The sequence below is a fragment of the Planctomycetia bacterium genome, from assembly GCA_034440135.1.
In the GTDB taxonomy this organism is placed as follows: domain Bacteria; phylum Planctomycetota; class Planctomycetia; order Pirellulales; family JALHLM01; genus JALHLM01.
This window is the reverse complement of the sequence record JAWXBP010000207.1, coordinates 1-7,392: the sequence shown is the minus strand read 5'-3', so window position 1 is coordinate 7,392 and position 7,392 is coordinate 1. Positions and strand designations below refer to the sequence as shown.

Annotated in this window: 5 protein-coding genes; 1 reads left to right on the top strand and 4 read right to left on the bottom strand. The window is 62.7% G+C overall.

The features are described from left to right. Positions 1 to 1,207 (bottom strand): TIGR00300 family protein (locus SGJ19_11940; protein MDZ4780956.1); only part of this gene is annotated, 1,207 nt, incomplete at its 3' end. 566 nt (positions 1,208 to 1,773) lie between these two features. Between SGJ19_11940 and SGJ19_11935 the strand changes: the two genes are divergently transcribed. Then, positions 1,774 to 2,766 carry a hypothetical protein gene (locus tag SGJ19_11935; protein MDZ4780955.1) on the top strand — a complete coding sequence of 331 codons (993 nt, stop codon included), beginning with the start codon at positions 1,774 to 1,776 and terminating at the stop codon, positions 2,764 to 2,766. A gap of 152 nt (positions 2,767 to 2,918) precedes the next feature. Here SGJ19_11935 and SGJ19_11930 read toward each other — a convergent pair whose 3' ends face one another. The 3 genes from SGJ19_11930 to SGJ19_11920 all read right to left on the bottom strand — a co-directional run bounded on the left by SGJ19_11930 (position 2,919) and on the right by SGJ19_11920 (position 6,928). Continuing rightward, positions 2,919 to 4,013 (bottom strand): ABC transporter permease, encoded by a 1,095-nt coding sequence (locus SGJ19_11930; protein MDZ4780954.1) that lies wholly within the window; start codon positions 4,011 to 4,013, stop codon positions 2,919 to 2,921. A 146-nt stretch (positions 4,014 to 4,159) separates the two neighbouring features. After that, positions 4,160 to 5,641: a sugar ABC transporter ATP-binding protein gene (locus SGJ19_11925; GenBank protein ID MDZ4780953.1), complete on the bottom strand. Its 1,482-nt coding sequence runs from the start codon at positions 5,639 to 5,641 to the stop codon at positions 4,160 to 4,162. 282 nt (positions 5,642 to 5,923) lie between these two features. After that, positions 5,924 to 6,928, bottom strand: coding sequence for a substrate-binding domain-containing protein (locus SGJ19_11920; protein MDZ4780952.1), 1,005 nt, complete (start codon positions 6,926 to 6,928; stop codon positions 5,924 to 5,926). Positions 6,929 to 7,392: the final 464 nt, after the last annotated feature.

The following is a 7,392-nucleotide window of genomic DNA, read 5'->3' as shown; positions in this document are numbered from 1 at the left end:
GCTCCACGTCCGTTACCAATCCCACGGTCTGAAACGACCCCCGGTCGCTCAGCTTAATGACCGTCGAAGGGTTGATGTCGGCACAAACCACCTTCACCCACGCCGGCAGCAAGTTCCCGACGGCGATCGAGTGCAGCGTAGTCGCGATCATCAGGCAAAACGTGACGCCGCGGATTTTTTTGCGCATCTCTTGTTGCGCGACGAGCACGTCGGTAATCACATCCGGCAACGGACCGTCGTCGCGGATGCTGCCGGCCAGCAGGAAGTCGACCCCCTGCCGGACGCATTCGTACATCACGCCGGAGGTGAGCAAGCCCGATTCAACCGCCTGGCGAATGCCGCCGGCGCGACGAATGCGATTGATCGCCCGCAGGTGATGCTCATGCCCGGATTCGGCCACGTCGCCGCGATCGAGATGTACGCCCAGGCTCGTGCCAAACAGCGCCTGTTCGATATCGTGCGTCGCGAGCGCGTTGCCTGCGAAGAGAATATCGACATACCCGGAGCGAATCAGCCACCCCAGATGTTCTCCACTCCCAGTGTGGACAATCGCGGGGCCCCCAACGATCAACGTCCTGCCGTGCGTGCGCTTCGCTTCAAACAGATCACGTGCAATCTCCCGAATCGCCACGCCTTTCGGCTTCTCAGAACTCACCGCGCTCTGCATAAACTCAAACCCGCGCTCGTTCCGTTCCCGCTCCGGCGGAAAACAACGCACGCCCGCATGCCCGACGACCATCGGGTCGCCAAGTCGCACCTCGGTCATCGGCACGCACCGGCCCTTCCCATCCTCGATCACCACGCCGCAGTCCATCTCCTGATCGCCGACTTCGATCCAATGCCCGTTCAGTCGAATTTCGGTGCGTTGATTCGTCGTACTATAAAACCCCTCGGGAAACGCGCCGGCGATGTCGGCCGCCACGATCTCGCAATCGTGCTGCGACGTGGCCACCGCGCCGTGGTCTTGCGCTTGCGCGAGAATCTCCGCCAGCAATTCCGGCGTCTTGGCGCGAATCTCTACCAGCGCATGGCTCGGGTCGTGCCGCTGCTGGCCGATCTGAATCCGCTTGATTTTGAACGCCCCGCCCCGGCTGGTGATCTGGTCGAGAATCTTCGGCAGAATCAGACTGTCGATAATATGCCCGCGGACCTCGATGTCCTCGAAGAAGTCGAGCTGCTCCGTGGAAGCGCGAATCACATCTTGCATGGCTGCCTCGCGGACAGTTGGTTCGTGAATGCTGCAGCCACAGTCTCCTTTCGCTCCGCGAAAGGTCCGAAGCCTTTCGCGGAGCGAAAGGAGACTGTGGTCGACTGACGTAAGTTGTTGAGCCCAAGCGACTTCACAATGCGGCCCGGAAATCCTATACTGAGGGCTTCCAAGCGCACAATCATCACGGCAAACGCCGTCCGACCCCGTCACGCAAGTATATGAGCGAGCAGGAAAAATCGAGCAAGTGGGATTCCCTGGCGTCACTTTTGGGGATCGCTCCGCCCTCCCCCACGCCGATCGAGCCGGCGCAACCGCCCCGACCGGCCCCGACTCCGCCGCCGGCCCCAAGTCGGTCTTCGGCCAGCACGCCGGCCGCGCGTCCCAAATCGAGCTGGTCGGACGTCGCCTCGGAATTGGGCCTGCCAGCCCCGCCCAAGGCGCCGCCCCGTCCGACGCCTCCACCGCAGCCAGTCGCCGAAGCGCCGGCATCGCCCGCCGAAACGACTCCTCCGCCCGCAAAACCGGCTTCGCGAAGCTTGCCGCCGCCGCGCCGTGAGCGCGCCTTGTCGCCGCTCAAAGCGGACGACCTGGAATTCTTTACCGACGTTCCCGACCTGCCCGAAGTGCCGATCGTTTCGCACGTCGAGGAAATCGCCGAAGGCGAAGACGCTGACGAATCCGGTCCCCCGCGCAGCAGTGAGGGCGGCGAGTCCGGCGAACGGGGCGAGTCCGGTGAACAACGGCGCGGTCGCCGCCGCCGACGTGGCGGCCGAGGCGGTCGTGACCGGGAAGAACAGCCACGCGATCGCGCGCCCCGGCCGGATCGCCCAGAACGGACGAGCGGACCGCGACCGGAACGCGAAAGCGGGCCACGTCCGGAACGCGATAGCGGACCTCGACCTGAGCGGGCTAGCGAGCCGCGCCCGGAACGTGCAGATCGAGATAGCGGACCGCGACCGGCACGAGTAGAGCGGGATCGCCGGCCCAGGTCGCGCGCACCGGAACCGGTTTCGGATGCACCCGTCTCGGATTCGTTTCCGCGCGATCTGGATGACGACCTGGACTTCGACATTCGCAGTGAGATTGATACCGAACTGGATGATCCCTCGCTCGTCGAGTCCGACGCCGCCGATGGCAATGGCGCCGGCGAGGACGCCCCGGAGAAACGTCGTCGTCGCCGACGCCGTCGCGGGTCCGGCCGGAAAAGCCGCGAAGGCGCCGCCGCGACCGATCCAGCAACTGACGAGGCCGCTCCGGCGCGCCCGCGACGCCCCGCACGCAGCGAGCGCGAGGACAAGGTCGTTGAATCCAACGAAGAATCATCCGCCTTCGAGCAGGATGACGAAGACGAATTGGCACTCGCCGGAGTTGACGACGATCACGATGATGAGGATCGCGCCAAACACCGCGCCATCCCGAGCTGGCAAGACGCCATCGGCATGATCGTCACCGCCAACATCGAAGCCCGCTCAAAACGTCCAGCATCGGCTGCCGGCGCCCCACGCGGCCGTGCCCGCGGCGGCCGTGGCGGACGAGGACGACCGCGCGGAAAGTAAATCGAATGACGAATTCCTAAATTCGAATGACGAATCAAATCCGAATTACTGAATGTCGAATGTCGAATGGCGTGTAGGCGCTAACCTCGCCTCGTTCGACATTTTAGAATTCAAATTTGATTCGACATTCAAATTTAGAAATTCAGTTCCCCCTATTTCCTTCCCCGATGCAGCCCCTGATCGATCGCCACGGCGGCGATGATGATCGCGCCGATCAGCAGCTTCTGCACCGGATTGCTCATCCCCGCGTAGACGCAGCCGCTGCGGAGCGTGGTCATTGTCAGTGCGCCGATGATCGAGCCCAGGATACTGCCGCGTCCGCCGCTCAGGCTGCCGCCGCCGATCACCACCGCCGCGATCATGTCCAACTCCAGCCCTTCGCCGCTCGTGGGATTACCCTGGGCGCTCAGATTATTGAAATCGAAGATGCCGGCCAGTGCCATAAACACGCCGCCAAGGGCGTAAATCGCAATCTTCATCCGCGGCACGTGTATGCCGCACAGCCGGGCAGTAGGCTCGTTCGATCCGATCGCGAACACGTAGCGCCCAAATACCGTGTAGCGCATCACCGCGGCGAGCAGGATTCCCAACAGCACTACAATCCAGACGCCGTAACAAACGAGTTGCCAGGGCGACGTCGGTGCGTCGAGCAAGGTCGTCAGCCAGTCCGGCACGTGATCGCCGACCACCATCACTTTCTTCTGGTCCGCCAGCCATTCGGCCATCCCGCGATAGATCAGCATCGCGCCGAGCGTCACGATAAACGGGACCAAGCGCAGCCCCGTGATCAACACGCCATTCAACGCCCCGGCGGCCGCGCCGGCCAGTAACACGAAGAACACCGCCAACGTGACGGGCAATCGATCAAGCGCCAGCGCCTGCCAGGACGCGGCGATGCGTGGGTAATCGTCCAGGCAAGCCGGCACTTCGCGACGCAATAGCACGGCCAACAGCACGCTGGTGAGCGCAATCATCGACCCCGCGGAAAGATCGATGCCGCCGGAAACGATAATCACCGTCATGCCCAGCGCGCCCACGCCCACGATCGCCGTTTGCTTGGCGATAAGTTGCAATTGATGCGTCTTGAGAAACGGATTGTCCGGCTTCCAAATCAAGTGATACGTCTGAATCACGCTCAGCACGACCAGCAATCCGACGAACGGCGCCAGAAAACTCCACGCCCGCGACGCGAGCGCTTGCGCCGTCCGCGCGCCGAAGGAACCCAGTGTGCGTTGCTCGAGATTCATGCTACGTACGCCGCAGAAAAGTTAGATGTGGGGTGCCACTGGCGGCTCGTCCGCCAGTGCTGGGATAGGGCCGACAGCGAAACCAATACCGCACTGGCGGACAAGCAGCCAGTGGCGCCCGTCGCTTAGTTTCTTCTGCCACCGCACTAAGTCACCGCGATGTCGCGCCCCGTGGCGCAATGCATAATACTCTCGGCGTTCCAGGCGTCCGCCGCACGAACTTCGCGCAAACGACCGCGGCACATCACGCCGATCCGATCGCAGACGTTCAGCAGTTCCGGCAGATACGAACTGACCATGATGATCGCTTTGCCGCTTGACGCCAACTCCCCGAGCAGCCGATAAACCTGCGCTTTGGCGCCAATATCGATCCCCCGCGTCGGTTCGTCCAACAGCAGCACGTCCGCCTGTTGATGCAGCAGCCGGGCGATGGCCACCTTCTGCTGATTGCCGCCGGAAAGTTGCTCCACCGCCTGCCGCGGCCCCCAAGCTTTGCAATCCAACCGCCGCATCCAGCCGGCGACGTCCCGCTCCCGGGCCCGGAGATTCAGCCAACCAAACCGCGAAAAAGGCGACAATTTTGACAATGTCAGGTTGTCCGCGATCGACAGCCCCACGGCGAGTCCTTCCGATTTGCGGTCCTCGCTCACCAGGCCGACGCCCCGCGCAATGCTATCCCCCGCGGTCCCGCGCAGTTGACCGAGGCGGACGAGGCGCACGCGTCCCGCGCGAATCGGCTCCAAACCATACAGGCAGCGCACCAATTCGCTGCGCCCGGCGCCCACCAGTCCCGCGAGTCCAAATACTTCACCGGCGCGGAGCTCGAAGTCGACGCCGCGCGGCGATTCCCGGCCGCTAAGACCTTTGACCTCCAACACAACGTCGCCTGGTTTTCTCGTTGCATTCGGAAACAACTCTTCCAACTGGCGTCCCACCATCGCGCGGACGATCGCGTCGAGCGTGGTGTCGCGCAAATCGCCGTTGGCCGCGACACGGCCGTCGCGCAGCACCGTGTAACGATCGCTGACCGACGCGACCTCTTCCAGAAAATGGCTGATATACACAATCGCCATGCCGGACGTGCGCAACTCGCGAATCACTTCGAACAGCCGGCGCGTATCATCTTCGGTCAACGAACTCGTCGGCTCGTCAAAAACCATCACCCGGGCTTCGGAGACCAACGCGCGGGCAATCTCCACGAGCTGCTGCTGCGCGATCGGCAAACTCGCCACGGGAATGTCCAGCGGCAACTCCGCTTGCCCCAGTCGCGCGAGCGCCGCGCGCGCCAGCCGGCGATGTTCGGCAGCGTTCACGACGCCAAACCGTCGCAGCTCGCGCCCCAGCAGGATGTTCGCTTCCACGGAGAGATGCGGCGCGAGGCTCAACTCCTGATGAATCATCGCCACGCCGGCCTGCCGCGCCGCCGCGGGTCCATTCGGGGCGTACGTCCGGCCGTCGAGCGCCATCGCCCCCGCGTCCGGCGCATGAATCCCGGCCAGCACCTTCATCAACGTCGATTTGCCAGCGCCGTTCTCACCAATCAGCGCATGCACTTCGCCGGCATTCACCGAAAGCGAAACATCCGCCAGCGCCTGCGTCCCCCCAAATCGCTTCGCAACGCCGGACATCGAGAATCGAGGCGAGGTCATAGCAATCGGTGATTACAATTTGGCCCGCGAAACACGCGAAATGACGCGAAAGTGAGAATTGAAAGTATGTCGACGGAATTCACGGAAAAACACGGAAGGGGAGTTGGTGAAGATTGGAAATATCGAGCCACGATCACGGTCGTTCACAGAACCAGTCGACAAATGCACAAGGAACGGGTCTCTCAACCTTTTCGTGTGTTCCGTGAGTCGTTCTCTCTGGACTCCCCTTTCGCGTCATTTCGCGTGTTTCGCCGGCAACTCCTATTTGGAAGCTTCCGGCTCCAACAGCTTCCGCACTTCCGGGGCGCGGCAGTTCTCCGTCGTCGCCAGCAACTCGCCGGTTTCCACGCGCGCCGACACTTCGCGGCCTTGCAGTTTGTCGCGCATCAATTTCACGGATTCGTAGCCCATCTTCACCGGGTCTTGCAGAATCGTGGCGTGCAAGTCTCCCTTTTCCAGGCCGTCGATTAACTTCGCCCCAGCGTCGAAACCGACGAGTTTGACCTTGCCCGCGAGGCCGCGCGGGTCGCGACGCAGCGCCGTCAACATGCCGGCGGCCGTGGATTCGTTGGGACAGAAGATACCGTCGACCGCGTCGCCATGGTTGAAAAGAATCTGCTCGCCAAGCGCAATCGCCTTGTCTTCTCCGGCGCCGGCATAGTCGTCGAAGATAATCTTGATGTCAGGATGCTTCTTGAGCGCCTCCAGGAATCCCTGCTCGCGCTGTTCGGTGCTTTCCGAACTCAGGGCATAGCGCATCAACACGACTTCGCCCTTCCCGTCGAGCAATCGCGCCAATTCTTCGCCCGCCATCTGCCCGCCGTGGTGATTGTTGGTTGCGACGTAACTGACGATGCCATCGCTATTCGTCAATGCGGAGTCGAAGATCAGCACCTGAATGCCCGCCTTCATCGCCCCATCAAGCGGCTTGCGCAGCGCGTCGGCGTCGAGCGGCGCCACGCAGATGCCGTCATATCCGTCGGCGACGAAATTTTCGATCATCGAAATCTGATCGTTCAAATCCGCTTCCGACAACGGCCCCTTCCAGGTGACTTCGACGTCGTTGAATTCCGCTTCCGCGCGCCGCGCGCCGGCTTCGACCGATTTCCAGAATTCATGCGACGCCCCCTTCGGAATCATGGCGATGCGCAGCTTCTTGGCCGTGTCCCCGGAGCCGGAGGTCGCATTGTTTGTCGACGTGGGGCTGCCGCAACCGCAGGCCATCAGCAGCGCAACGGCGCACACCGAGAAGAGGCTCGAACGCATGACAAATTCCGTGAAGGTGTGGGGATGGCGCGAACCGGCGGAACGCTGAACAGCGACGCCGCACAGGCTGCCGCAATCACGCGAAAAAGCAGTGACTCTCGGCACGGTCGAGCATACAAGCCACGCCAAGCGGAAACAAGCTGCCGCGCGGATCTGTGAACCCATCCGCCACACTAGCCCGTAGCGCCAGCGAGGGAGAGACGACGTTGCTGAGTGCGAGCGGCTCAAACTCGCAATGACGTCGATTCACCCTCGCTTGCGCTGGAGGCTGAACGACATACCAAAAAAAGCAGGCCACGCGAAAATCGCGTGGCCTGCGTGCTATACAAGTTCAGCGTTGCCACGGTCGCGAATTAACCCGACCAAGCACAGCCGTCGCGAATTAACGCGACCAGCCACCGCCGCCTCCGCGGCCGCCGCCACCACCACCGTAGCCGCCGCCTCCGCGGCCGCCACCACCACCG